The sequence below is a fragment of the uncultured Massilia sp. genome (genome assembly GCF_913773735.1).
Lineage (GTDB): Bacteria > Pseudomonadota > Gammaproteobacteria > Burkholderiales > Burkholderiaceae_D > Telluria.
In genome coordinates this window covers 21,398-46,620 of the sequence record NZ_CAJYEB010000051.1, presented here as the reverse complement: position 1 = coordinate 46,620, position 25,223 = coordinate 21,398, and the positions used below count along the sequence as shown (strand labels likewise).

Sequence of the window (25,223 nt, the reverse complement as noted above, 5' to 3'; positions counted from 1 at the left end):
CGGCCGCGACGACGGCGAAGCCCTTGCCGTGCTCGCCGGCGCGCGCCGCCTCGATCGCCGCGTTCAGGGCCAGCAAATTGGTCTGGTAGGCGATGTCGTCGATGATGCCGATCTGCTTGGCGATCTGTTTCATCGCGCTCACGGTGGCCTTGACGGCTTCGCCGCCCTCGGCCGCCTCGCGCGCGGCCTGCGCGGCCATGCCGTCGGTGACGCGGGCGTTCTCGGTGTTCTGCGAGATCGACGCGGTCATCTGTTCCAGCGAGGCGCTGGTTTCCTCGACGCCGGCGGCCTGCTCGGAAGCGGCCTGCGACAGCGACTGGGCGGTGGCGCTGACCTCTTCCGAGGCCGAGGCCAGCGACTGGGCGCCGCCGTTCACTTCGCCGACCACCTGGGTCAGCTTCTCGACCATGTTGCGCATCGCGGCCAGCAGCTGGCCGGTCTCGTCGCGGCGGTTGGCCTGGATGTCCACCGTCAGGTCGCCGCCGGCGAGGCGGTCGGCCGCCTGCACCGCCTGGCGCAGCGGGCGCGTGACGGACAGCGTGATGAAGCTGGCGACCAGCAGGGCCAGCAGGGCGGCGCTGGCGGTCATGCCGATGACGAGCTGGCGCGTCTCGTCGTAGGTGCGGCTGGCCTGGACGGCCATGTCGCGCATCTTGTCGCCCTGGTGCTTGGCCAGCGCGGCGGCGGCCTCGGTCAGTTCGCGGTTGGCCGGCATGACGTCGCTGCTGACGAAGTCCGCGGCGCGCTTGCGGTCGCTGCGCAGCAGGGCGTAGAACTGGTTGTACAGCGGTTCGAGCGCCGCATGGCGGTCGACGATGTCCTTGAGCAGCTTCTTGCCGCTTTCGCTGGCGACCAGCTTGGTCAGCTCGGCGAGGCGCGCGACGGTGTCGGCGCGCAGCGCCTCGACCTGCTTGCGGTAGCGCTCGATCTCGGCCTCGTTGTCGGTCAACAGCATGCCGCGCATCTGGCGCGGCACGTCCACCGCATCGCGGATCAGGTCCTTGGCCAGCACCACCTTCGGATAGGCGTCCTCGGTGATCGTGTCGGTGGCCTTGTTCATCGATTCCATGCGGCCGATGGCAAGCAGGGCGACGGCCAGCAACAGCAGCAGCAGCGCGCCGAAGCCAAGGCCAAGCCGGACGCCGATTTTCAGGTTCTTAAGCACGATGGCTCTCCAGGTCAAATGAGTATTACGAAAAGAATCGGCGCTCAGGCCGCCGTCGCGTGGCTGTCGTGCTCGACGCCGGCCAGCAGCGCGGCGATGTCGAGGATCAGCGCCACCTCGCCGTTGCCGAGGATCGAGGAGCCGGACAGGAAGCGCGCGCCGGCGAACACCTTGCCGAGCGGCTTGATCACGGTCTGGAATTCGCCCAGCAGGTTGTCCACGACCAGGCCGGCGCGGCTGCTGCCGTAGCGCACCACGACGATGCTCTGGCGCCGTGCCGGCGCGCCCGCCATGCCGAAGCGCTCGCGCAGCCGCACGAACGGCAGCGGCCGGCCGCGCAGGTCGACGTAGTCGCGTCCCGGCGCTTCGCGGAACTCGATGCATTCCTCGACCATGTCCATCGGCACCACGAACACGGACTTGCCCACGCCGACCTGGAAGCCGTTGATGATCGCCAGCGTCAGCGGCAGGCGCACGGTGACCGTGGTGCCGACGCCCTCGGTGCTGGCGATTTCCACGCTGCCGCGCAGCGCGACGATGTTGCGCTTGACCACGTCCATGCCGACGCCGCGGCCGGACAGGTTGGTCACCTGTTCCGCCGTCGAGAAGCCGGGTTCGAAGATCAGGCCGAAGATTTCCTTGTCGCTCAGCACGCGCCCGGGTTCGACCAGGCCGCGCTCGACCGCCTTGGCCAGGATGCGCTCCCGTTTCAGGCCGCCGCCGTCGTCGGACACCTCGATCACGATGCTGCCCGAGTCGTGGTAGGCGTTCAGCGCCACCGTGCCCTGGGCCGGCTTGCCGCGTTCGGCGCGCAGCGCGGCCGGCTCGATGCCGTGGTCCATGGCGTTGCGCACCAGGTGCGTCAGCGGGTCGCCGATCTTCTCGACGACGGTCTTGTCCAGTTCCGCATCCTCGCCGTTCACCTGCAGGCGGATGTCCTTGCCCAGCTCGCGCGCCACGTCGTGCACCACGCGCTGGAAGCGGTTGAAGGTGGCGCCGATCTTCACCATGCGCAGCTGCAGCGCGCTGTCGCGCACCTCTTCCACCAGGCCGGACAGCGTCGCCGTGCATTCCAGCAGGTCGGGCACCTGGGCGCGGCGCGCCGCCAGGTTGGTGCTGGCGCCGGCGATGATCAGTTCGCCCACCAGGTCGATCAGGCGGTCCAGCTTGTCGGCATCGACGCGCACGGAGCGCCGTTCCTGCTGCGGACGCGGCTCGTGCGCCGCGCGCGCGGCGGGCGCGGCCTCGGCCGGCGCGCAGGCGCGCGCCGCCGGCACGTCGGGCGTCTGCGACACCTCGGTCACCTCGTTCACCTCGGGCACGCCGGCCACCGGCACGATCGCCACCTCGCAGTCGTCGCGCACGAAGTCGAACACGCCGTCGATCGCGGCCAGGCCGGCGCTGCTCGAAAAGCCGATCTCGAAGCCGAGGTAGCACGATTCGGGATCGAATGCCTCGGCCGGCGGCAGGCGCTCGTCCAGCATGGCCAGCGCCGTGATGCGGCCCAGCTGGCCCAGGTAGCGGATGAAGGCCAGCGGGTCCATGCCGTTGCGCAGCACGTCGTTGCCGAAGCGCAGCGAGATCGTCCACGCTTGCTCGTCGGCCGCCGCGGCCGCCGTGGCGCCGGATGCGGCCAGCGCCGGCGCCGCTGCCATGCCGTCCGCGCCGTCCAGGCGCGCCTGCAGGGCGTCCAGCAGCGGCGCGCCGGCGGCCGCGAGGCCCGCGTCGGTGGCGAGGGTGCCGCCTTCGACCGCGTCGACCAGCGCGCCGATGTGGTCGCAGCAGGCCAGCAGCAGGGTCACCAGCGCGTCGGTGACGGGCACGACGCCGTCGCGCACCTTGTCCAGGACGCTCTCGGCCACGTGGGTGAAGTCGACCACCGGGTCCAGGCCGAACATGCCGGCCGAGCCCTTGATCGTGTGCGCGGCGCGGAAGATCGCATTGATCGTCTCGGTATTGGTCCCGGCGGCGCCGTCGTGGGAGACGGCCAGCAGCGCGTTTTCCATCTGCTCGAGCAGCTCGCGGCTCTCGGCGATGAAGGTGTGCATCACCTGGTCGAGGTTCATGCCGGCGCTCCTTCCCAGGTGATGCCGAGCAGCGCGAATACCTCGCACACGGCGGGGCTGGCGGCGCTCACGCACAGCGGCTTGCCGAGGCGCTGCGCCTCGCGTCGCGCCACCAGCAGCAGTTGCAGTCCGGCGCTGTCGAATTCGGTGACGGCGGACAGGTCGAACGCCGGCGCGTCATGCGCGCGCACGGCGTCCAGCAGCGCGGGCTTCAGTTCCGCGGCGCGGTAGATCGTCATTTCGCCTTCGACCGCCAGGCATGCGACGGCCCCTTGGCTTGCTTCGCCAATATGCATCGGGTTCTCCGGAAAAGCCGGCAGGCGCCGGCGTCAGTTCGGTGTCTTGCGGCTCGGTGACTCAGGGCATGACCAGCTTCTGGACGGCGGCCAGCAAGCCCTCGGGCTTGAACGGCTTGACCATCCAGGCGCGGGCGCCGGCGGCCTTGCCCTGTTCTTTCTTGTCTTCCTGCGATTCGGTGGTGAGCATCAGCACCGGCGTAAACTTGTACGCGGCGCGGGTCTTCAGTTCGCGCACGAAGCTGATGCCGTCCATGTTCGGCATGTTGACGTCGCTGATGATCAGGTTGACCTTCTGGCCGGTCAGCTTGGCCAGCGCGTCCTTGCCGTCGCAGGCTTCGACGACGTCGTAGCCGGCCTGGCGCAATGCGATGCCGACGACTTGGCGGATCGAGATCGAGTCGTCCACCACCATGATGGTTTTTGCCATGGGAATTCCTGATTAGAAAAAGGTGAGGTCTTCGGCCGCCTGGGCGGCATGGACGGCGGGACGCGCGGCGCCCTTGTGCAGCGTGCGCTCCTCGGCCATCGCATAGGTGCTTTCCAGCTCGGCCAGCAGCGGGCGCGGATCGAGCGGCGCCAGCGTGCCGGCGGCCGCGCCGGCATGCTCGTCCAGGTAGGACGGCAGGCGGGCGATGTTCTGGCGGACGTGCGACAGGATCTGGCTGACGCGGTCCTGGAACTGCAGCTGCACCAGCGCCTGCCCGACCTCGGACTGGATCCCGGCGCTTTCCTGCTGCAGCAGGTCGGACGACGCGACCAGCGCGTCGGTGACGCCGCGCAGCGAGGCCAGCACGCCGCCGATCTTCTGTTCCGACGCCTGCACGGCGCGGGTTTCTTCGCGCATCGACTCGCCCGCGGCGCAGCACGTGGCCTCGATCGCCGCGCTGATCTGGCCGACCTGCTGGGCGATGTGGCGGCCGGCGTCGGCGGAGCGGTTGGACAGCATGCGCACTTCGGTGGCGACCACGGCGAAGCCGCGTCCCGCCTCGCCGGCGCGCGCCGCCTCGATTGCCGCGTTCAGCGCCAGCAGGTTGGTCTGCCAGGCGATGCTGGCGACGTCGGCCGCCATCTTCTGCAACTGTTCCGTGACCTGCTGCAGTCCTTCGATCTTCTGCAGCATCTGCTGCTTGCTGGCGGCGGCATCGGCCAGCATGTCGAGCAGCGCGCGCAATTCCTTCTCGCTGGCCGCGAACACGTCGACGATGCTGCCGCCTTCCTGGCGGCGCGCGGCGCCGGAGGCGGCCAGCGCCTGTTCGAGCCGGGTGACGATGCTCGAGAAGCGTTCGACCAGCGCCACCACCGCCGTTTCCATCTGGGTGCGCGAGGCGTCGATGTGCGAGGTCCACACCTCGGCGACCTGTGCGCCGAAGTCCTGGCGGCTGGCGAAATAGGCGTCCGCCTCCGACCCCGCGGCGGCGGGCGCCGGCGCGGCCATCGCGACGTGGACGCCGGCCGCCAGCAGCAGCGCCGCGGCGATCAGCCAGCCGTGCCACTGCCAGCCCGCCAGCGGCACGATGGCGCAGGCGGCGGCGAAGGCCAGCAACAGGGGAAAGCAGGTGTGCAGGGGGCGTTGGCGGAACACGCGTCGCTCCGTATCGGGGTCGTTGGAATGAAGGCGGCCTTGCCGGCGTCGTCGGACCGCCGGCAAGGCATCGTGTCACGGCGAATTACAGACCGTTGCAGCGGATGATTGCAGAGTTGGTTGCTGTAGCGCAAGTATTTGAGAAACAATTTTTACGACTGAACCGAATAAACCACAAAATTGCATCAGAAACTTGCCAATTTCACTGTTGATTTTTATGTAAAAACGAAAAATCCCGCATTTTCTGGCGTGACATACGTATATTTACATTGCTTTGGATTTAACAATTGGCGGGCATGAAAAAGCCCCGCGCGAAGGCGGGGCTGGTGGACGGCGCCGGTAGCGCCAGCGCTAGCGCATCAGTTCGCCGATGACCCGCACCGGGGCGTTCCCGTAGCCCAGGAACTGGTCGTGGAACTGCTTCAGGTCGAAGCGTTCGCCCAGCTGCTGCTTGCGCTTCTCGCGCAACTCCATGATGTCGCTGTAGCCGCTGAAGTAGCTGGTCAGCTGCACCGAGGACAGCTGCGCGCGCTTCCATTTTTCCGCGGCTTCCTGCGGCGTCTGGAAGGCCTGGCGCACCAGCAGGTCGAGCGCCTGCTCGCGCGTCATGCCCAGCACGTGCACGCTGTAGTCGAGGATGGTGTTGGAGACGCTGCGCAGGTTCCACTTGCACCACATCAGCCACAGCTCGGGCGCATTGTCGCCGTAGCCGGATTCGAGCATCATGCGCTCGCCGTACACGGCCCAGCCCTCGACCATCGCGCCGTTGCCGAACAGCGCCTTCACCAGCGAGGGCGAGCGGTTGGCGTTCATCAGCTGGGTGTAGTGGCCGGGGATCGCCTCGTGGATGTTCAGGATCTGCAGCATCCAGTCGTTGTACTCGCGCAGGCTGCTCTCGGCCTGCTCGGGAGTCAGGCCGTCGAGCGGGGTGACGTTGTAGTAGGTCTTGTCCTTCGGGCGGTACGGGCCGGGCGCGTCGATGCTGGCGCCGGCCACGCCGCGCTGGTACAGCGGCGTCTCGCGCACCTCGAGCGGCTTGCTCGGATCGATCGACACCAGGTTGTGCTTGATGACGTAGTCCTGCAGCAGCGGGATCTGGCGGCGGATCTCGGGCAGGAAGTTGGCGGGCGTGGTGTGCTGCAGCGACAGCTTGTCGATCACCATGCCGATCTTCTTGTAGCGGTCCGCGGGCTTGGCGGCGCTGCCCATGGTCTTGTCCCACAACTGGTCGGACAGCGTATCCATGCGGTTCAGCAGCTCGTCGCGCGCGGCCAGGGCCTTGCGGTACGTCTGCTCGCCCGTGTTGGCGGACTGGATCTCGAAGGCGAACTTCTGCTCGTACAGGTCCTTGCCGATGCGGAAGGAGCGCGCCGTGCCCGCCTCGCTCTGGCGCTTGTCGAGGGCGGTCAGGTAATCGACCCAGGCCAGCACGGCGCTGCCTGCGTTGGCGACGCGCTGGGCGAAGATCGCCTTTTCCTGCGGGCTGAGGATCGATTCCTGGGCCGCCTTGCCGAGGTCGGCCAGCACGACCAGCGTGCCCGGCGCCTGCGAGATCGCCAGCCGGGTGTGCTCGCGCGTCGGATTCACCAGCGAGGCCTGGGCGGCCTGGTAGTAGGCCGGCACGTCGGCCAGGCGCTTGAGGATCGTGCGCAGGCGCTGCGGCTTGGCCGCGTAGTCGGTATTCAGGATCTGGTCGAACGCCCCCGCCACGTTGTAGCGGGCCGGGTTCCATTCGTACTCGCGCAGCACGGTCAGGCGCCAGCGTTCGGACTTCAGTTCGTTGAGCAGCAACGCCAGGTCGGTGCGTTGGTTGGGCGCCAGCTTGTCGGCGTTCAGCTTGCCGAACTTGTCCAGCCACTCGTCGATGAAGGCCAGCTTCTTCGCGCGCGTGGCGGGGTCGGGCAGCGTCAGCTTCGCGGCGGCGTCGAACTTGCCGACGCCGATGCCGGCTTCCGGATCGATGCGCCACAGCGCGGTGATGAACTGCATGGATTGCGTGTCCATGAAGCGGTCGTTGCGGTTCTGCGGCGTGGCGCTGGCCGCCGTGGCGGCCACGGCGGCGGCGGCCGGCGCGGCCTTGGCGAGCTTGCCCTTGGCGGGCGCCCTGGCTTTCGCGGGCTTGGCCTTGGCGCTGCTGCCGGTCTTGGCCTTGGCGGGCTTGGTGCGTGCGCTCGCCGGGGCCAGTGCGATACTGGTCAGCAGGACGGCAAGCGCGATTTTCGATTTCATCATGGGATCTGCCTGTAAGGATAATGGGCCAGATGGCGCGCGTATGGATGGGCACGCGGCGGGGGCGTCAGGTTAGCACCATTCGCCCGCCTTGCGGCCTCCTGAAACAATACGTCACACGGACGGCCAGTCGGCGGGCGCGGGCGGGCGTCCGCCCGCCAGTCCCGCCTGCAGCATCGCCAGCATGTCGGCCGGCGACATGCGCGCCGCGGCGTCGCTGCCTTCCAGCAGGCTGTCGGCCAGGTCGCGCTTGTGGCGGTGCAGGTCGACGATGCCTTCCTCGATCGTGTGGCGCGCCACCAGCCGGTAGATCGTCACGGGACGCTGCTGGCCCATGCGGTGGGCGCGGTCGGACGCCTGGTCCTCGACGGCCGGGTTCCACCACGGGTCCATGTGGATCACGTAGTCGGCCGCCGTCAGGTTGATGCCGACGCCGCCCGCCTTCAGCGAAATCAGGAACAGGTCGCCGTCGCCGGCCTGGAACGCGTCGACGCGGCGCTTGCGCTCGTGCATCGGGGTGGAACCGTCCAGGTACTGGTAGCGGATGCCGCGCTCGTCCAGGTGCCTGCGGATCAGCGTCAGGTGGTCGACGAACTGGCTGAACACGAGCGCCTTGTGGCGGTTTTGCAGCAGCTCGTCGGCCAGGCGCGCGAAGGTGTCCAGCTTGCTGCTGCGGATGCCGCCGCCGGGCGCGACCAGCTCCGGATTGCAGCAGGCGCGGCGCAGCTTCATCATCTCGGCCAGGATCTGGATCTGCTTCTGGCCCTGGGGCGCCTCGAGGGCCGCGATGCGCTCTAGCGCCTCGCGGCGCAGCGATTCGTACAGCGCCCGCTCTTCCTGGCTCAGTTCCACCGGCAGCACGATCTCGGTGCGCGGCGGCAGCTCGGACAGCACCTGCGCCTTGGTCCTGCGCAGGATGAAGGGCTGGGTCAGGCGCCGCAGGCGCGTGCGCGCCGCCAGTTCCGCGCGCTTGTCCGAGGCCTTTTCGATGGGGCCGGAAAAGCGCAGCTGGAACTGGTCGCTGGTGCCGAGCAGGCCCGGGTTGATGAAGCGGAACAGGTTCCACAATTCGCCCAGGTGGTTTTCCAGCGGCGTGCCGGTGGCGACCATGCGGAAGTCGCCGCGCAGCGCCATCACGGCCTGCGAGCGGCGCGTGTGCGCGTTCTTGATGGCCTGGGCCTCGTCCAGCACGATGGTATGCCAGCGCACGCGCGCGAACAGCGCCGCCTCCTGCTGCAGCAGGCCGTAGCTGGCGACCACCACGTCGAAGGCGCCGGCGTTCTCGAGCAGCGCGGCGCGCTCGCCCGGGCCGAACAGGTGCATGTCCAGCGTGGGCGCGAAGCGCTGCGCTTCCGCCATCCAGTTGGTCGCCACCGAGGTCGGCGCCACCACCAGCGTGGGGCCGCCGGGCGCGCGCGCCAGCACCAGCGCGAGCGCCTGCAGCGTCTTGCCGAGCCCCATGTCGTCGGCCAGGCAGGCGCCCACGCCCCAGTGCGCGAGGCGGGCCAGCCATTCGAAGCCCTCGACCTGGTAGTCGCGCAGCGCGGCCTGCAGCGTGTTCGGCAGCTGCGGGCGGTAGTCGGCATTGGCCTGCATCTGCGCCAGGTGCGCGCGCCAGGCCTGGTCGGCGTCGACGGCGCCGGCCTCGCCGGCCAGCTCCTCCAGCGCGAAGCTGGCCAGCGGATGCACGCGCAGCGCCTCGTCGTCGGCGTCGCTGTAGGCCGACAGGTCGAGCAGGCGCCGGTGCAGCTCGTGGGTCAGCGCCAGGAACTGGTTGTCGCCCAGCGCGACGAAGCGGTCCTCGCGCACGCGCGCCAGCAGCTCGCGCAGGTCCATCACCTTGTGCTCGTCGACCTGCACCTCGCCGTTGGCGGCGAACCAGTCCTTGTCGCGGCGGATCTGCAGGCGCACCGACTGCGACGTCAGCTTCTTCGACACGCGGAACGACTCGCCCTCGGGCCAGCCGACGACCACCTGGCCGGGATCGCATTCCTGCAGCGCCGCCAGCAGTTCCAGGCAGTGCAGGGGCGCGGCCAGCAGCCATTCGCCGTGCTCGTCCTCGGCCTGCTCGAAGGCAGGGACGTCGGACAGCAGCCGGCGCTCGGCCTCGCGCTCGGCGTCCAGGTCGCGCCGCGCCTCGGTGCGCACGCCCTGCAGGTCGGCGATCACGCTCGCGGTCCCGTCGCCCGGCCGGAAGTAGGGCCCGGCGTCCGGCAGCGGGCGCACCAGCACCCGGATGCGCAGGCCCTGCTGGTAGGGCAGCAGGTGCACGTGCAGGCGCGCGTCGGCCGCCACCTGTTCGATGTCGGCCGCGCTGGCGCCGATGTCCGACTGCACCGTCACGATGGTCGAGATCGCGCTGATCGCCTGCAGCACGCGGCGTTCCGCCTCCAGCGGCACCACCAGGCCGTCGCCGACGATGGCGCCGATGCGGCGGTGCTCGTCGCGGATGGCCACGATGCGCAGGCGCGTCGGCGTCTCCCGCGTGACCACGACGTCGCCCTGGCGCTCGTGCAGGGCGGGCTGCAGCGCGATCGTGACCTTGCCGCCGCCGGCGCGCACCGTCAGCTGCGGCTCGCCCGGCAGCAGCTCGATGCGCGTGCCCGGGGAATCCATCCAGAACAGCAGCGGGTGGCCGGCCAGCGCGGCCACCGCCTTGTCCAGGTCGAATTCGTAGCGCGTGCCGGTGCCGGTGTAATAGCGGTAGGCGCCGATGGCGGCCGCCACCTGCACGTCCTGGGCGGTGAGGAAGTCGAGGTTGGCCGCTTCCTCGGCCAGGCGCTTGAGGCCGACGGCGCGCCCGCGGCTCCAGCCGCCCTGGGCGTCGCGCTTCTGTTCGCGCGGCTCGATCTCGCGCACGCCCAGGTGCGGATCCCAGCTCACCAGCCAGGCCAGGCGCGATTCCCGCACCACTTCGACGTTGACGGCCGGCTGCAGGTTGATCAGGGCGTTCAGTTGCCGCTCCCACGGCTGCTCGCGCTCGAACCACAGGGCCAGGTCGACGAAGCGGTGCTGCTGGCGCAGCGCGACCGCGCGCTTTTCCATGCCGACCATGCCGAGCTGGCCCAGCACCGAGGCCAGCTGCGCGGCGATGAAGTCGAAGCCGGCCGCCTCGGCCACGTCGAACTGCTGCGCGAGCAGGTGCGCCCGCTCCTGCAGTTGCGGCAGGCCGAGCCACCAGTGCAGCAGGGCGCGGAACATGACCGGCTGCAGCGCGCTTTCCCAGTTGCGCGTGGGGAGCACCTCGGCGTCGACGGTGCCGCCGCGGATCTGGCGCAGCATCGACAGCTGCTGGTAGACGGCGGTGTCGTGGCCCTGGACGGCGCGCGTGGCGCCGTCCAGGTAGGCGTCGACCGCCTTGGCGTGCTTGGGGTCGGCGCTGGCGAGGAGGGCCGTCACGTACAGGTGGCCGCCGATGCCCTCGAACACGGCCTTGCGCTTGCCGGTCTCGCGGCGCAGGCTCTTGAGGGCCTTGTCGAAGCCGGCCAGCGCCGGCCCGGCATCGCCGCGCAGCAGCTGCAGCAGGCTGCGGAAATACAGCGTGGCCGATTCGTCCAGGTCGGCCAGCAGTTCGCCGGCGGCGTCCAGGCGCCCGCACAGCACCAGGTGCTCGGCCAGCGCCGTGCGCAGGCCCATCGAGGCGCCGCCCTGGGCCACGTGCTCCTCGGCGTAGGCGCGCACCGGCGGCGCCAGGGCCGGTTCGCGCTGGACGTGGCGTACCAGCACCTCCAGCACGTCGTCGCGCACGGCGCCGTTGATGCGCTCCATCAGGTCGGGCGCGAACGGCCGCGCGCAGATGTCGACCAGCGGATGCAGGTAGGCGGCCTCGTGGCAGCGCAGGCAGGCGGCCAGCAGCGGCGCCACCGCGCGCGGGCCGTCGCCGGCCAGCAGCGCCATGCGCAGCAGCGCCACGCCCTGGCGGTAGCTGCGCAGCATGGGCGTGCCCTGCCAGTCGGTGCGCAGCGGCGTGACCTGCTGGTAGACCTCGCGCAGCGGATGGAAGTTGCGCGACCTGAGCGCCCAGGCGAGCGCCGGCCAGGCGCAGTCCGGGGCGACCGCGTAGCCGCGCGACGGCAGTTCGGCGACCAGGCCGTCGGCGCGCAGGCGCTCCAGCGGCTCGGCCAGGTCGTCCTCGCGGCCGCTCGCTTCCAGCGGCGCCAGGTGCTCGTGGATGCGGCGCCGGCCCAGCGGCTCGCCGGCCAGCGCCAGCAGCGCGAGGATCAGCTTGTCGAGCGTGGTACGGGCGTCGACGAGCGCGTGCAGCACCTCGTCATTCATGCAGGCAGGTTCTCGATCTCGAGCGCCGGCAGGCCAGGGGGCACGGGGATGCGGAACACGCGCAGGTAGAACACCAGTTCCGCTTCCAGCGTGCGCACGATGCTGTCGGCCTTGCGAAAGCCGTGGCCCTCTCCCTCCAGCGTCATGTAGGCGACCGGCAGCGCGCGCCGGCGCAGCGCCTCGACCATGACTTCCGACTGCGGCGGCGGCACCACCTTGTCGTCCAGGCCCTGAAAGAAGATCATCGGGCGGCGCAGCTTGTCCGCATGGTTGACCGGCGAGCGCTCGGCGTACACGGCGTCGGCGCGCTCCTTCGGCGCGATCAGGTAGTCGTTGTAGTGCGATTCGAACTTGTGCGAGTCGGCGTCCAGCCCCTTCAGGTCGGACACGCCGTAGTAGCTGGCGCCGGCCTTGAACACGTCGTGGAAGATCAGCGCGCACAGCGTGGTGAGCCCGCCGGCGCTGCCGCCGCGGATCACCAGGCGCTCGCGGTCGACCAGGCCCTGGTCGGCCAGGTAGCGGGCGCCGGCCACGCAATCCTCGACGTCGACCACGCCCCAGCGTCCTTCCAGCAGGTCGCGGTAGGCGCGCCCGAAGCCGCTGCTGCCGCCGTAGTTCACGTCGAGCACGGCGATGCCGCGGCTGGTCCAGAACTGGATCGCGAGCTTCAGGGTGCTGGGCGCCATGCTGGTCGGGCCGCCGTGGCCGATCACCATCAGCGGCGGCAGCTCGCCGGGCTGCGGCGCGTAGTCGGCGTTGTTCGGCGCGTAGTAGAACGCGTGGGCGGTGCGGCCGTCCGCGCTGGGGTAGCGGATGCTCTGCGGGATGGACAGGTAGCCGACGGGCGGCAAGGTCTCGATCGAGCGCGCCAGCACCTCGCGCGTGCCCTGGGCCAGGTCCAGGCGCGCCAGTTCCGCCGCCAGCGTCGGCGCGCCGCCGAGGAAGGCGATGGCGCCGCCGGCGACCTTCAGCTCGCGGATTTCCTGGTAGGGCACGTCGATGGGCAGCAGGGCGCCGCTGGCCACCTGCATGCGCGCCAGGCGGCTGACGCCGTCCTCGATATAGGTGCAGGCGATCTCGCCCGCCGACAGGAAGCCGTACATGCTGTTGCCGAACACCCAGTGCGGGCTGCCGAATTCGGCGTTGCGCGGGGACAGCGCGTGCACCACGCCATGGTCGTAGCGGTACAGGTTCCACCAGCCGCCGCGGTCGGACACGAAGTACAGCATGCCGTCCGGCGACCATTCCGGCTGCACCACGGCTTCCCCGCCGTGTTCCTCGCTCCCGCCCGCGATCATGCGGCCGTCGACCAGCGTGCCGTCGTCCGCGATCTCGGCCAGCCACAGTTCCGTGCGCTGCCAGGGCATGCGCGGGTGGTCCCAGCTCAGCCAGGCGATGTGGCGGCCGTCCGGCGAGATGCGCGGCGACGAATAGAAATCGTTGCCCTCGACGAGGATGGTCTCGGCGCCGTCGGCGCCCAGCGCGCACAGGGTATTGACCGGGTAGGTGTCTCCATTCGCATGGTCCTCGCGCACGCCCACCAGGCGGCCGCGGGCCCGGTCCAGCACGAAGTCGGCGTAGCGCAGGGCGCCGCCGGCGCTCACGGCCTGCGGTTCCCCGCCTTCCGGCGCGATGCGGTAGATGCGGTTGTCGGCGAAGTTCGAGAACCAGACCGTGCCGTCCGCCACCAGCGCCGCGCCGCCGCCGTATTCGTGCACGCGGGTGCGCACGTTGAACGGGGCGGGGGTCAGTTCCTCGGTGCGGCCGGCGCGCCGGCGCAGCAGCGTATTGCGGCCGCCTTCGCTGGCGCGGCCGGCCAGCCAGTAGACGTCGGCGCCGTCGAGCATCACCTGCGACAGCGGCGACGAGCCCGCCGCGACGACGCCGGCGGTGATCGGGGAGGTCCAGGTGCCGCAGGGCGCGGCTTGCTTGCGGGAGGCGTCGGTCATGGTCGGTCCTGGCTGGATGAAAAGGGCATTATAAGTCGCACGCATGAAAGGCAAAGGTGGCAGTGCGGGCGCGAGGGGTGCGATAATAGAGGTTTGCCCCCGATTTCCTTTCACGGATTGTCAGCCATGCCACAATTTGCCCCGCTCCAGAACGACACCTTCCTGCGTGCGCTGTTGCGCCAGCCGACCGAGTACACGCCGGTGTGGCTGATGCGCCAGGCGGGGCGCTACCTGCCGGAATACCGCGCCACCCGCGCGCGCGCCGGCTCGTTCCTGGGCCTGGCCAAGAATCCGGACTACGCCACCGAAGTCACGCTGCAGCCGATCGACCGCTATCCGCTGGACGCCTCGATCCTGTTCTCCGACATCCTGACGGTGCCCGACGCGATGGGCCTGGGCCTGTACTTCGAGGACGGCGAAGGCCCGAAGTTCGAGCGCACCGTGCGCACCGAGGACGACGTGGCGCGGCTGCACGTACCCGACATGGCGTCGCTCGACTACGTCTTCAAGGCCGTCACCCAGATCCGCACGGCGCTGGACGGCCGCGTGCCGCTGATCGGCTTCTCGGGCAGCCCGTGGACGCTGGCCTGCTACATGGTCGAAGGCGGCGGCTCGCGCGAATTCCACACCGTCAAGAAGATGCTGTACGCGCGCCCGGACCTGATGCACCGCATCCTGCAGGTGAACGCCGACGCGGTGGCGCAGTACCTGGACGCCCAGATCGACGCCGGCGCCCAGGCCGTGATGATCTTCGACTCCTGGGGCGGCGCGCTGGCCGACGGCGCCTACCAGGCGTTCTCGCTCGCCTACATGCAGAAGGTGCTGGCGCAGCTGCAGCGCAACGAGGGCGCGATCATCCGCAACGGCGTGCGCATCCCGGCCATCGTGTTCACCAAGGGCGGCGGCCTGTGGCTGGACGAGATGGCGGACATCGGCGCCGACGCCCTCGGCCTGGACTGGACCGTGAACCTGGGCCGCGCGCGCGCCCTGGTCGGCGACCGCGTCGCCCTGCAGGGCAACCTGGACCCGGCGATCCTGTTCGCCGCGCCGGAACAGGTGGCCGCCGAAGTGGAAAAAGCCCTGGCCAGCTACGGCACCCCGTCCGCCGGCCATGGCCACGTGTTCAACCTCGGCCACGGCATCTCGCAGTTCACACCGCCGGAATCGGTCACGGCGATGGTCGAAGCGGTCCACGCCTTCAGCCGCCGCCAGCGCGCGGCCTGACCCTTCCGGCACGCCGTGCCGCTGCACGGCGCGCGTGCAAAACCCACTTATTCACAAAACATCGCGCCCGGGCCAGGCAGGCTGTGCAAACATACAGTGCTGGATGGAATTCGATAAGTCATTGATAGTATTGGATTTTATCGCGACAGGGCGGTGCTGAACGGGGGCGCCGCAAGGGCCGGAACAAGTTGTCCACCGCGGTTTGCCGGCCCTTGTTCACAAAGTTATGCACAGCTTCTGTGAATAATCCCGAAAAGTGCTTGGTTTACCGGGGTTTACGAGAATTCTTCAAGTGTTGCCTCAAGATTTTGCTGCACTGCGCTTGAGTTTTTCACCGGAAATGCCCAGTTATGCACAGAAGCGCGCGAGCGATGGCAGATTCCGCCGCCCCACGACGCGTTTGCACAAGTCATTGAATTCATAGGGAAAATTTTTTTGTGGCATTGAGGAATTGCCAAGTGCTTTGAGCTAACGTAAACCTTCTCCACGGTCAAGTTTTCCATTTTCCACAAAGTTTTCCACAGTTTTCCACAGCTTCACCGTTTCCCGACAAGGACCCCGCTTGGCTTCCTGCATCCTGCAAATCGCCCTCGATACGCCGCTCGACAGCGTGTTCGACTACCGCTGGTCGTGCGAGCCCGGCGCCGAACCGCTGGTCGGCCAGCTGGCGCTGGTGAATTTCGGCCGGCGCGAGGCGGTCGGGGTCATCGTCGCCGTCAAGCGGGACAGCGACGTGCCCGCGGACAAGCTCAAGGATGCGCTGGCCGTGCGCGGCCAGCTGCCGCCGCTGTCCGGCAAATGGCTGGCGCTGGCGCGCTTCGCCGCCGACTACTACCACCGCCCGCTGGGCGAGGTGGCGATGCCGGGCCTGCCGAAGAACCTGCGCCTGGCGAGCACGGTGGCGCTCGACCGCGCCCTGAAAAAGCTGGCCAGGCTGCCCGATGCGCACGACCCGGCGCCGGTCGACATGCCGGTCCTGAACGCGGCCCAGCAGCAGGCCGCCGACGCCATCGGCGGCGCGCTGGGCTTCAGCCCGATGCTGCTGTACGGCGTCACCGGCAGCGGCAAGACCGAGGTCTACCTGCAGGCCTGCGCCCAGGTGCTGGCGCGCGACGCCGATGCCCAGATCCTGGTGCTGGTCCCGGAAATCAATCTCACGCCCCAGCTCGAAGCGAACATCCGCGCGCGCTTCCCGGGCGTGATGCTGGCCACGCTGCACAGCAGCCTGTCCGAGGGCGAGCGCATGCTGCACTGGCTGGCCGCGCACCAGGGCCGCGCGCGCATCGTGCTGGGCACGCGCCTGGCGATCCTGTCCTCGCTGCCGCACCTGAAACTGATCGTCATCGACGAGGAACACGACCCCTCGTACAAGCAGCAGGAAGGCCTGCGCTACTCGGCGCGCGACCTGGCCGTATGGCGCGCGCACCAGCTGGGCATCCCCATCGTGCTGGGTTCGGCCACGCCCTCGCTGGAGAGCTGGCACCATGCGCAGACGGGGCGCTACCGCCGCCTCGAACTGCGCGAGCGCGCCGTGCGCGACGCCGTGCTGCCGCGCGTGAAGCTGGTCGACATGGAGCGCGACAAGCCCAAGGAAGGACTGACCTCGGCGCTGCTGAACGCCCTGCGCACGCGCCTGGAACGGGGCGAGCAGTCGCTGCTGTTCCTGAACCGGCGCGGCTATGCGCCCGTGATCTGCTGCGACGCCTGCGGCTGGATCAGCAACTGCACGCGCTGCACCGCCTTCATGGTGCTGCACCGGCCCGAGCGCCGCCTGCGCTGCCATCACTGCAGCCTGGAGATGCGCATCCCGCACGCCTGCCCGACCTGCGGCAACATCGACCTGCAGCCGCTGGGACGCGGCACCCAGCGCGTCGAGGAGGGCCTGCAGGCGCTGTTCCCGCAGGCGCGCATCCTGCGCATCGACGCCGATTCCACGCGCCTGAAGGGCAGCGCCCAGGCCGCGTTCGACGCCGTGCACCGCGGCGACGTCGACATTTTGGTGGGCACCCAGATGGTCGCCAAGGGCCACGACTTCAAAAAGCTGACGCTGGTCGGCGTGCTCAATCCGGACACGGCGCTGTTCTCGCAGGACTACCGCGCCAGCGAGCGCCTGTTCGCCCAGCTGATGCAGGTGGCGGGCCGCGCCGGGCGCGCCGGGCTCGAATCCGAGGTGCTGGTGCAGTCGCGCTACTGCCAGCACCCGCTGTACGGCGCCCTGATGCGGCACGACTACGAACGCTTCGCCGGCGACCTGCTGGAAGAGCGCCACCAGGCGGCGCTGCCGCCGTACATGTACCAGGCCCTGCTGCGCGCCGAGGCGCCCGAACTGGCGGGCGCGATCGCCTTCCTGGAGGCGGCGCGCGACGTGCTGCCGTCCGAGGCGGTGGTGATCAACGATCCGATCCCGATGACGATGACGCGCGTGCACAACGTCGACCGCGCCCAGCTGCTGGTGGAGTCGAATTCGCGCCCGGCGCTGCAGGCCTTCCTGGGGGCCTGGGTCGACGCGCTGCGCGCCATGAAGACCCGGGTGCGCTGGTCGCTGGAAGTCGATCCGCTCGATATCTGAACCGGGAAAGCGGCATGCTTCATGCCGAACAGGCAAAATGAGCGTATCGTCATGGAAGCCAACAAGGGGAGAACACGATGCGGAAACTGGAGGTCGATGTCGCAGTCATCGGCGCCGGCACGGCGGGCCTGGTGGCCTATCGCGCGGCGGTGCAGCAGGGCGCGCGCACGCTATTGATCGAGGGCGGCCAGTACGGCACCACCTGCGCCCGCGTGGGCTGCATGCCCAGCAAGCTCCTGATCGCGGCCGCCGAGGCCGCGCACATGCTGGACCTGGCTCCCGGCTTCGGCGTGCACCCGGGAGAAAAACGCATCGACGGCGAGGCGGTGATGGCACGCGTGCGGCGCGAGCGCGACCGCTTCGTCGGCTTCGTGCTCGACGGCGTCGACACCATCCCCGCCGAAGACAAGCTGCGCGGCCACGCGCGCTTCGTCGAGCCGCACCTGCTGCGCGTCGAGGACGACGGGGGCGAGCGCACCGAGGTCGCGGCGGCGCGCATCGTGATCGCCACCGGTTCCACGCCGACCCGCCTGCCGGTGCTGGCCGATGCCGGGCCGGGCGTCATCACCAGCGACGAGGTGTTCGACTGGCAGGACCTGCCGCGCTCGGTGGCCGTGATCGGCTCCGGCGTGATCGGCCTCGAGCTGGGCCAGGCGCTGGCGCGCCTCGGCGTGCGGGTCAGCGTGTACGCGCGCGGCGGCAGCGTGGCGCAGCTGACCGACCCGGTGGTGCTGCGCCAGGCGGGCCGCGTGCTGCGCGAGGAACTCGACCTGCACTTCCAGTCCGAGATCGTCAAGGCCGAGCAGGACGGCGACGAGATCGTGCTGTGCACGCGCGAAGGCGGGGAGGAACGCTGCGCGCGCTTCCAGTACGTGCTGCAGGCGGCCGGACGCCGGCCCAACGTGGACGACATCGGCCTCGAGCACAGCGGCCTGGCGCTGGGGCCGGACCGCATCCCCCTGTTCGATACGCGCACCATGCAGTGCGGGAACAGCCACGTCTTCATCGCCGGCGACGCCAACCAGGAACGGCCCGTGCTGCCGGAGGCGGCCGACCACGGCAAGATCGCCGGCGACAATGCCGGCCGCTACCCCGACATCCGCCCCGGCCTGCGCCGCACGGCGCTGACGGCCGCCTTCACCGAGCCGAACGTCGTCACCCTGGGCGCCAGCTACCAGGCGCTGTGCGCGCCCGGCAAGCCGAAGTTCGCCGTCGGCCAGGTCTCGTTCGAGAACCAGGGCCGCAGCCGGGTCATGCTGCAGAACAAGGGGATGCTGCGGGTGTACGGGGAATACGTGACGGGACGCTTCCTGGGCGCCGAGATGATCGCGCCGCGCGGCGAACACATCGGCCACCTGCTGGCCTGGGCCGTGCAGGCGCGCCTGACCGTGGACCAGATGCTGGAGATGCCGTTCTACCACCCGGTGGTGGAAGAGGGCGTGCGCACGGCGCTGCGCGACCTGGCGGCGAACATCGTCAAGGGCACCAGCGACGTCGATCCGGACGAGGTGGAGCCGGGGACGTAGGGGGCAGGGCCGTGTTTGTTCGCCGGTCCGGAGCCGTCGCCCCGGCGCAGGCCGGGGGAAAATTTTTACGCGTGCATGGAAATTGGGCCCCGGCCTGCGCCGGGGCGACGGGACTCAGTTCAGGTAACTGGCGTCCAGCTTCCCCTCGGCCGCCAGCTGGCGCACGATCTTGACGGTATCGATGTCCGCCTCCTGGTAGGCCGACTTCTTGAAGTCCTCGTACATCCTGCCCATCTCGTCGCCGGCGTCCGGATTGCCGTCGTCGTAGATGAAGCGCACCAGCAGCATGGCGTCGCCCGGGGCCTCGATGCGCATCACCAGCGAGGAGGCGGCGATGTCGCCCTGGGCCGGCACGTCGTAGCGCACTTCGTGCAGCGGCGCCAGGTGCACGGTGTCGTCGATGACCAGTTCGCCGTAGCGCAGGCGGCGCGCGAAGGTGCCGCTGGTGCGCTCGCCGATCGTGCACTCGTCCAGGTGCGGCACGAACAGCTTCGGGTCCTCGGCGCGCAATACCAGCCCGCGCCACAACTGTTCGCGGGTCATGGTGTCGGCCAGCGGGTTGAGCGGGTTGTTAATCTCGATCAGGTGTTCAAATTTCATGTCGTTTATCTCGGATGCCATGGCGCGGGGCGCCCACAGGCCGATGGTAACGCATCCCGCGCGCCGCCGTGGCGCGGCCCCATGGAAATGTCGCGCACCATATCTTTTTTACATTTCAATTGCGGGACATATCGCGCACACTGGTGAATTGTGACGTGATTTTTATTGAGTATTTACAATGTCCTTGCACCGTGTCCCGCCGATCCTGCAAAGCGTCGTCCAGTTGCGTAACTGGGTCGTCGAAAACGTGCCGGGCACCGATTCGATGCCTGGCTACGACCTGTTCATCAAGCTGGGCAACGACGTCGCCGCCGGCCAGCCGCTGACCCTGGCCGCGCTGGCCCAGGGCTTGCCGTATCCGGCCGAGGTCGTCGAGCGGCAGCTGGCGCGCTTCCAGCAGCACGGCCTGGTGACGCTGGCGCGCGACGCCGATGCCGGCATCGTCGTGCGCGCCACCGAACGCTTCCTCGGCATGCTGGAGCGCTACGGCCAGGCGTTCGACACCGTCTTCATCGTGCGCGGCGAATTGCGCGGCCGGCAACTGCTGGTGCAGTCGGACGATCCCGAATCGGCCGACTTCGGCCGCCTGCTGTACGACCGCATGCACGACCTCGGCTGGCTGTACCTGCACAACTACGGCGCCGCCTGCTTCCTGGTGGCCTCCCTCGTGCGCCGGCTGGCCCAGCTGCACGGCCGCGCGGCGCGCATCGTCTCCGGCCATGCCGAAGTCCGCAACGGCGACAATGCCTTCCTGCTGGGCAGCCCCGGCTATGCCAAGCCGGGCCAGATCGACGGCCACGCGGTGTGCGTGATCGACGAGCGCCTCGTCGTCGATTTCGGCCTGGGCAACCTGCGCCGCGCCTACCGGCGCGATTTCCACTGGGGCGTGGTGGCCGACTACCGCCGCGACGGCGCCGCCTTCGCCCGGGTGACGTTCGCGGACGGCGGCGTCATGTCCTGGAAGGACGACTGGCAGTCGCCCGGCACCGATGCCGAACTGGCGCGCTACGCCCCGCACATCGACGACCTGGCCGCGCAGTACGTCGAGCGCTACCGCTAGCCGGCCGACCACGCCGCACCACGCCGCCGGCACGCGCTGCGTTGCCGGACTTCAGCACCGGGACAAGCTTCGCTACAATGCAGAGCTGTCCTTCCGGAAATTTCCCATGTCTACCACCCCGAATTTCGGCCTCAACGGACCGCAGAGCGAAGCCGTGCTCTATCTCGACGGGCCCTGCCTGGTGCTGGCCGGCGCCGGCTCGGGCAAGACCCGCGTGATCACGCAAAAGATCGCCTACATGATCGAGCACCGCGGCTACGATCCGCGCACGATCGCCGCGCTGACCTTCACCAACAAGGCCGCGCTCGAGATGCAGGAGCGCATCGGCAAGCTGCTCAAGCAGCCCAAGCAGGCCAAGCAACTGACGGTGTCCACCTTCCACTCGCTGGGCGTCAAGATCCTGCGCCAGGAAGCGGCCGGCGTCGGCCTCAAGGACAAGTTCTCGATCATGGACAGCGACGACTGCTACACGATCGTGTCCGACCTGGCCATGACCACCGACAAGCAGGAAATCCGCCGCATCCAGAACGCCATCTCGCTGTGGAAGAACGGCCTGGTCGACCCCGAGGACGCCATCAACAACGCCCAGGACGAGGACGAGGCCCAGGCCGGCCGCATCTACCGCAGCTACCTGGCGACCTTGCAGGCCTACCAGGCCGTCGACTTCGACGACCTGATCCGCCTGCCGGTGGAACTGTTCCGCAACAACGAGCCGATCCGCGACCGCTGGCAGCGGCGCCTGCGCTATTTGCTGATGGACGAGTACCAGGACACCAACACCTGCCAGTACGAGCTGGTCAAGCTGCTGGTGACGGGCCTGGGCAAGAAGCCGATGTTCACGGCGGTGGGCGACGACGACCAGGCGATCTATGCCTGGCGCGGCGCGTCGGTGGAAAACCTCAAGACCCTGCAGACCGACTTCCCGGACCTGCGCGTCATCAAGCTGGAGCAGAACTACCGTTCCACCACGCGCATCCTGCAGGCGGCCAACGCCGTCATCGGCAACAACCCGAAGCTGTTCGAGAAGTCGCTGTGGTCCGAGCACGGCCTGGGCGAGCCGATCAAGGTGTCCGGCATGCCGAACGACGAGACCGAGGCCGACCAGGTCGCGATGCTGATCTCCACCGAGCACTTCCAGCGCAAGAACAAGTGGTCCGATTTCGCGATCCTGTACCGCGGCAACCACCAGGCCCGCGTGATCGAGCAGGCGCTGCGCAAGGAGCGCATCCCGTACACGATCTCGGGCGGCCAGAGCTTCTTCGACAAGGCCGAGATCAAGGACATCATCGCCTACCTGCGCCTGATCGCCAACGAGGGCGACGATCCGGCGTTCATCCGGGCGATCACCACGCCCAAGCGCGGCGTCGGCATGGCGACCATCGAGGCGCTGGGCGAATTCTCCAAGCAGTGGAACTGCTCGCTGTTCGAAGCCGCGCTCAAGGGCGGCATCGAGGCGCGCCTGCAGGACCGCCAGCTGATCCCGCTGCGCGAGTTCTGCCACTGGATCAACGAGCTGGAATCGCGCGCCACGCGTCCCGGCCCGTCCGGCAGCGGCGACGCCGCCGCCGAGCTGCTCGACGACATGATGAAGGAGATGAACTACGAGCACTACCTGTACGAGAACTTCGACGACCGGGCCGCGCAGGGCAAGTGGCAGAACGTGCTGGAATTCGTCAACTGGCTGAAGGAGCGCGGGCGCGGCGGGCGCGACCGCGACGGCGAAGAGAAGAACCTGCTCGAGCTGACGCAGATGGTGGCGCTGATGTCGATGCTCGAAGGCCAGGACGAGGAGCCGGACGCCGTGCGCATGTCCACGCTGCACGCGTCCAAGGGCCTGGAGTACCCGCACGTCTACCTGGTCGGCTGCGAGGAGGGCATCCTGCCGCACAAGGGCGACGTCGACGACCCGATCGAGCGCATCGCCGCGCGCATCCAGGAAGAGCGGCGCCTGATGTACGTCGGCATCACGCGCGCCCAGCGCACGCTGCACGTCACCTGGTGCAAGAAGCGCAAGCGCGCGGGCGAGCTGGTCCACTGCGATCCGTCGCGCTTCATCAAGGAGATGGCGCTCGACGTCGGCGACGCGCCGCCGAAGGAAAACGAAATCCTCAGCCCCAAGGAACGCCTGGCCAACCTCAAGGCCCTGCTGGCCACGCCGAAAGCGTGACGCGACGGGACGCGCGCCCTACCGGGCGCGCGTCCGGTTGCCGGGCGGCGTCCCTGCCGGCTGTTCAATGTCTTTGCACCATGATTCGATGTATGTACGTCATCATGCGTTGCGCATAAGCCTTGATGGGCTGGCAAGGGGTGCGCACGATTGAAATTCTTATTTGACTTCAACTGTTGCGCGGGAAATACTTTCCTGAGGTGACTTTGTCACAATCAATTTCAATAAAGCAACCTGCGTGGATCCCATCCCGGTCCGCGCAGCGCTGCAAGCAGCCCGACTATTCCGCATGGCAACCATTTCCGATATCACGACGATCCCCCTGTCCGGGCTGAGACACATCGACGCGCTGCTCGACAGCGGTCCCGACTGGAATTTCCTTACGCCGGCAGACAATGTCCTGCGCTACACCTTCTCGATCGCCGCCGGCAACGAAGCGAACACCACGGGCCAGGAAGCGTTCACCGCCTCCCAGCAGGCCGCCACCCGCAGCGCGCTCGCCTATCTGTCGAGCCTGACCGGCATCCAGTTCGTCGAGACGGCGAACGGCAACGACGCCGACGTCCACCTGTGCAACCTGAACCTGACGCCGAGCAATGTCACGGGCCTGTGCAGCTGGCACAGCAGCTACGAATACAGCGGCAACCTGGTGAGCAGCTATACGGCCGACGCCTATGTCTACCTGGACAACGTCGAATGGCGCGCCCAGAACATGAACCTGGCCCCGGGGACCCAGGGCTACGAGACGCTGTTGCACGAGCTGGGCCATGCGCTCGGCCTGAAGCACCCGTTCGACATCATCAACGGCAACGCGACGGACTTGCCGCCGGCGCAGGACAACACGGCCAACACGCTGATGTCGTACACCGACGCCGGCGGCCCGTACGCGACGTTCCAGCAGTACGACATCGCCGCGCTGAACTGGCTGTACGGCGGCGACGGGCTGCGCGGCGCCCTGGGCATCAATTCGACCACGGGCGGACGCTACATCACCGGTACCGGCGGCGCCGACACCCTGACGGGTACGGCCGCCAACGACAAACTCGAAGGAGACGGAGGCAATGACATGATCGATGGCGGAGCAGGAACCGATACCGCAGTGTTCCGCGGTGCCCGCAGCAACTACACCTTCAGCCAGCTCGCCAACGGCGACGTGCAGGTGACCAGCAAGGATGGGATCGACGGCACGGACATCCTGCGCTCGGTCGAGCTGTACCAGTTCGGCGGCGACGGCGCGGTGCGCGCCGACACGGTGCTGGGCGACACCACGCCGCCGGCCGCGCCGCAGCTGGTCGTGACCCAGAACGGCAACGGCTACGTGTCGAACAAGAACCCGAGCGTCACCGGCAGCGCCGAGGCCAACGCCACGATCAAGATCTACACGACCGACAACCTGCTCGTCGGCACCGCCGTCACCGATGCCAACGGCCTGTGGACCGCCAGGCTCGATGCCTTCGCCGATGGCCTGGGCTACAAGATCTACGCCGTGGCGACGGACGCTTCCGGCAATACCTCGACGTCCAGCGCGATCGCCTCGTTCAACGTCGACGCCACCGCGCCGATCGTGCCGACAGCGTCGCTGTCGTTCTCGGGCGCCAACACGGCCACGCTGCGCGGCACCGGCGAGGCCGGCACCGAGATCCAGCTGTGGCGCCTGGGCGCCACCCTCGACGACGCGCTCGACATCGCGCACGCGACCGTCGGCGCCGACGGCACCTGGTCGATCGCCACGTCGCCGCTGCCCAATGGCCAGTACAGCCTGCGCCCGGTCTCGATCGACAAGGCCGGCAACGCGACCAGCGCCGACACGCTGCTGACGCTGACGGTGGACAGCAGCCTGAACCTGGCCGGCACCGGCGCCAACGACCGCCTGGTCGCCCCGGGCGCCGGCGACAACGCGATCGACGGCCAGGCCGGCCTCGACACCGTCGTGTATGCCGGCACCCGCAGCAACTACACGGTGGCCAAGGAAGTCTGGGGCTATGGCGTGACCGACAAGACCGGCAACGGCGGCCACGACGCGGTGCTCAACGTCGAGCGCCTGGAGTTTAGCGACGGCAACATCGCGCTGGACGTGGACGGCAATGCCGGCCAGATCTACCGCCTGTACCAGGCCGTGTTCGGGCGCCCGGCCGAGGAAGCCGGCCTGGGCTACTGGATCTCGGCCATGGACACCAGCTACACGCTGAAGAACCTGGCCGACCTGTTCATGCACCAGAAGGAGTTCGACCAGCAGTACGGCACGGCGCCGACCGACGCCGAGTTCGTCACCAGGCTGTACACGAACGTGCTGCACCGCACCGCCGAGGGCGCGGGCTACGATTTCTGGATGAATTCGCTCGGCATGGGCACCTCGCGCGTGGACGTGATCGTCGCCTTCAGCGAAAGCGCCGAGAACCAGGCGCAGGTGATCGGCAGCATCCAGGACGGCATGAAGTACGTGCCCTACCACGTCGGCTGAACGCGTCGTCCGGCACGGGGACGGGAGCCGCAGGCATAATGCGGCTCT

General features: G+C 68.8%; 15 protein-coding genes. 6 read left to right on the top strand and 9 right to left on the bottom strand.

Annotation, left to right across the window (positions count from 1 at the left end):
- The 8 genes from QZ749_RS25545 to QZ749_RS25510 form a co-directional block, all read right to left on the bottom strand.
- The coding region (locus QZ749_RS25545; RefSeq protein WP_296953285.1) for a methyl-accepting chemotaxis protein at positions 1 to 1,165 on the bottom strand (1,165 nt) is incomplete at its 3' end.
- 44 nt (positions 1,166 to 1,209) lie between these two features.
- Positions 1,210 to 3,231 (bottom strand): chemotaxis protein CheA, encoded by a 2,022-nt coding sequence (locus tag QZ749_RS25540; RefSeq protein WP_296953283.1) that lies wholly within the window; start codon positions 3,229 to 3,231, stop codon positions 1,210 to 1,212.
- On the bottom strand, positions 3,228 to 3,527 hold the full coding sequence (locus QZ749_RS25535; protein ID WP_373896856.1) for a lipid asymmetry maintenance protein MlaB: 300 nt from the start codon (positions 3,525 to 3,527) through the stop codon (positions 3,228 to 3,230). The genes QZ749_RS25540 and QZ749_RS25535 overlap by 4 nt, the downstream gene beginning before the upstream one ends.
- A gap of 61 nt (positions 3,528 to 3,588) precedes the next feature.
- Positions 3,589 to 3,957 carry a response regulator gene (locus QZ749_RS25530; protein WP_296953278.1) on the bottom strand — a complete coding sequence of 123 codons (369 nt, stop codon included), beginning with the start codon at positions 3,955 to 3,957 and terminating at the stop codon, positions 3,589 to 3,591.
- A 12-nt stretch (positions 3,958 to 3,969) separates the two neighbouring features.
- Positions 3,970 to 5,112 (bottom strand): methyl-accepting chemotaxis protein, encoded by a 1,143-nt coding sequence (locus tag QZ749_RS25525; RefSeq protein WP_296953277.1) that lies wholly within the window; start codon positions 5,110 to 5,112, stop codon positions 3,970 to 3,972.
- Between the two features lie 351 nt (positions 5,113 to 5,463).
- A complete protein-coding gene (locus QZ749_RS25520) occupies positions 5,464 to 7,344 on the bottom strand; it encodes a DUF885 domain-containing protein (protein ID WP_296953275.1) in 1,881 nt (626 codons plus the stop codon).
- Positions 7,345 to 7,455: 111 nt separating this feature from the next.
- On the bottom strand, positions 7,456 to 11,619 hold the full coding sequence (locus QZ749_RS25515) for a DEAD/DEAH box helicase (RefSeq protein WP_296953273.1): 4,164 nt from the start codon (positions 11,617 to 11,619) through the stop codon (positions 7,456 to 7,458).
- Positions 11,616 to 13,568: a S9 family peptidase gene (locus QZ749_RS25510; RefSeq protein ID WP_296953271.1), complete on the bottom strand. Its 1,953-nt coding sequence runs from the start codon at positions 13,566 to 13,568 to the stop codon at positions 11,616 to 11,618. Before QZ749_RS25510 ends, QZ749_RS25515 begins: the two co-directional genes overlap by 4 nt.
- 126 nt (positions 13,569 to 13,694) lie before the next feature.
- On the opposite strand from QZ749_RS25510, the gene hemE reads away from it, so the two are divergent.
- The 3 genes from hemE (at position 13,695) to QZ749_RS25495 (ending at position 18,887) form a co-directional block, all read left to right on the top strand.
- Positions 13,695 to 14,792, top strand: a complete 1,098-nt coding sequence (hemE, locus tag QZ749_RS25505) for a uroporphyrinogen decarboxylase (RefSeq protein WP_296953269.1) — start codon at positions 13,695 to 13,697, stop codon at positions 14,790 to 14,792.
- Positions 14,793 to 15,354: 562 nt separating this feature from the next.
- Complete coding sequence (locus tag QZ749_RS25500; RefSeq protein ID WP_296953267.1) at positions 15,355 to 17,361, top strand: primosomal protein N'; 2,007 nt, start codon at positions 15,355 to 15,357, stop codon at positions 17,359 to 17,361.
- A gap of 77 nt (positions 17,362 to 17,438) precedes the next feature.
- The gene (locus tag QZ749_RS25495; protein WP_296953265.1) at positions 17,439 to 18,887 is read left to right on the top strand and encodes a dihydrolipoyl dehydrogenase; all 1,449 of its coding nucleotides are present in this window, start codon (positions 17,439 to 17,441) and stop codon (positions 18,885 to 18,887) included.
- A 114-nt stretch (positions 18,888 to 19,001) separates the two neighbouring features.
- On the opposite strand, the gene QZ749_RS25490 is transcribed toward QZ749_RS25495, so the two are convergent.
- Positions 19,002 to 19,487: an SRPBCC family protein gene (locus QZ749_RS25490; protein ID WP_296953263.1), complete on the bottom strand. Its 486-nt coding sequence runs from the start codon at positions 19,485 to 19,487 to the stop codon at positions 19,002 to 19,004.
- Positions 19,488 to 19,665: 178 nt separating this feature from the next.
- Here QZ749_RS25490 and QZ749_RS25485 point away from each other — a divergent pair, with 178 nt between their 5' ends.
- The 3 genes from QZ749_RS25485 to QZ749_RS25475 all read left to right on the top strand — a co-directional run bounded on the left by QZ749_RS25485 (position 19,666) and on the right by QZ749_RS25475 (position 25,175).
- Positions 19,666 to 20,547, top strand: coding sequence for a hypothetical protein (locus tag QZ749_RS25485; protein WP_296953262.1), 882 nt, complete (start codon positions 19,666 to 19,668; stop codon positions 20,545 to 20,547).
- Positions 20,548 to 20,653: 106 nt separating this feature from the next.
- Positions 20,654 to 22,714, top strand: coding sequence for a UvrD-helicase domain-containing protein (locus QZ749_RS25480; RefSeq protein WP_296953260.1), 2,061 nt, complete (start codon positions 20,654 to 20,656; stop codon positions 22,712 to 22,714).
- Between the two features lie 289 nt (positions 22,715 to 23,003).
- Positions 23,004 to 25,175 carry a DUF4214 domain-containing protein gene (locus tag QZ749_RS25475; RefSeq protein ID WP_296953259.1) on the top strand — a complete coding sequence of 724 codons (2,172 nt, stop codon included), beginning with the start codon at positions 23,004 to 23,006 and terminating at the stop codon, positions 25,173 to 25,175.
- Positions 25,176 to 25,223: the final 48 nt, after the last annotated feature.

Bases quoted from the DNA above. Each gene is read 5' to 3' on its own strand.
- QZ749_RS25530 (WP_296953278.1), bottom strand. From the start codon at position 3,957: ATGGCAAAAACCATCATGGTGGTGGACGACTCGATCTCGATCCGCCAA.
- QZ749_RS25540 (WP_296953283.1), bottom strand. From the start codon at position 3,231: ATGAACCTCGACCAGGTGATGCACACCTTCATCGCCGAGAGCCGCGAG.
- QZ749_RS25490 (WP_296953263.1), bottom strand. From the start codon at position 19,487: ATGAAATTTGAACACCTGATCGAGATTAACAACCCGCTCAACCCGCTG.
- hemE (WP_296953269.1), top strand. From the start codon at position 13,695: ATGCCACAATTTGCCCCGCTCCAGAACGACACCTTCCTGCGTGCGCTG.
- QZ749_RS25480 (WP_296953260.1), top strand. From the start codon at position 20,654: ATGTCTACCACCCCGAATTTCGGCCTCAACGGACCGCAGAGCGAAGCC.
- QZ749_RS25520 (WP_296953275.1), bottom strand. From the start codon at position 7,344: ATGATGAAATCGAAAATCGCGCTTGCCGTCCTGCTGACCAGTATCGCA.
- QZ749_RS25485 (WP_296953262.1), top strand. From the start codon at position 19,666: ATGTCCTTGCACCGTGTCCCGCCGATCCTGCAAAGCGTCGTCCAGTTG.
- QZ749_RS25475 (WP_296953259.1), top strand. From the start codon at position 23,004: ATGGCAACCATTTCCGATATCACGACGATCCCCCTGTCCGGGCTGAGA.
- QZ749_RS25515 (WP_296953273.1), bottom strand. From the start codon at position 11,619: ATGAATGACGAGGTGCTGCACGCGCTCGTCGACGCCCGTACCACGCTC.
- QZ749_RS25495 (WP_296953265.1), top strand. From the start codon at position 17,439: ATGCGGAAACTGGAGGTCGATGTCGCAGTCATCGGCGCCGGCACGGCG.
- QZ749_RS25510 (WP_296953271.1), bottom strand. From the start codon at position 13,568: ATGACCGACGCCTCCCGCAAGCAAGCCGCGCCCTGCGGCACCTGGACC.
- QZ749_RS25535 (WP_373896856.1), bottom strand. From the start codon at position 3,527: ATGCATATTGGCGAAGCAAGCCAAGGGGCCGTCGCATGCCTGGCGGTC.